The organism is Neisseria sp. P0009.S007 (genome assembly GCF_051962515.1).
Map to the genome: position 1 here is coordinate 1 of NZ_JBQCVF010000653.1, position 907 is coordinate 907.

Below are 907 nucleotides of genomic sequence, written 5' to 3' on the forward strand. Positions count from 1 at the left end.
ACGCCGGTATCATGAAATGGCGCAAACGCCGTTCGGTTAAAATGATTTGGCTTTTGGTCGGCTGCGAAAGTTTGCTGTTGTTGGCTTTGATGGTGGCGATGCTTGCGAGGGATGGTTTTGTATTGTCCCGAGATATCGGTTCGGTACTGACGGGTTCAGTTTTTGCCAGCCTGCCGCTGTGGGGTATGGCCTTGGCCCAGACCTTTGCCGTCGCTATTGTTTCTTTGCAAATCAATCGTAAAAAACGTTGATTTTTATATTAAAAATGGGTTGTCCTCGTTTCAGACGGCCTTTTGTTGATGAAACTTCTTACTAAACTTAAAAAGAAAAAGACCCTTTAACCATGCCTTCAGAACACCTTATTTCTTCCACTGCCGCAACGCCGTCTGAACATACCGTTGCGTGGGTGTTCGGTCAGCCTGTCACCGATGTGCCGCAGGATTTGTTTATTCCGCCTGATGCGCTGAAGGTGGTATTGAGCAGCTTCCAAGGGCCGTTGGATTTGTTGCTGTACCTTATCCGCAAGCAAAATATCGATGTCCTCGATATTCCGATGGTGAAGATTACCGAGCAGTATCTGCACTATATCGCCCAAATGGAAGCGTATCAGTTTGATTTGGCGGCAGAATACCTGCTGATGGCGGCGATGCTGATTGAAATTAAATCGCGCCTGCTGTTGCCGCGTCCTGAAGAAGTTGAGGATGAAGAGGCGGATCCGCGTGCCGAGTTGGTGCGCCGTCTGTTGGCTTACGAGCAGATGAAACTGGCGGCTCAGGGCTTGGATGCGTTGCCACGTGCCGGACGTGATTTTGCTTGGGCGTATTTGCCGTTGGAAATTGCGGTCGAAGCGAAGTTGCCGGAAGTGTACGTTGCCGATTTGACGCAGGCTTGGTTGGGTATTTTGTCG

1 protein-coding gene and 1 pseudogene are annotated in these 907 nt (G+C 49.8%); both read left to right on the forward strand.

What is annotated here, in order from left to right:
* Nucleotides 1–251 (forward strand): annotated as a pseudogene (locus tag ACTHS3_RS15445) (hypothetical protein); the annotation flags it as partial.
* A gap of 92 nt (nt 252–343) precedes the next feature.
* Nucleotides 344–907 (forward strand): segregation and condensation protein A (locus ACTHS3_RS15450; protein WP_440368432.1); only part of this gene is annotated, 564 nt, incomplete at its 3' end.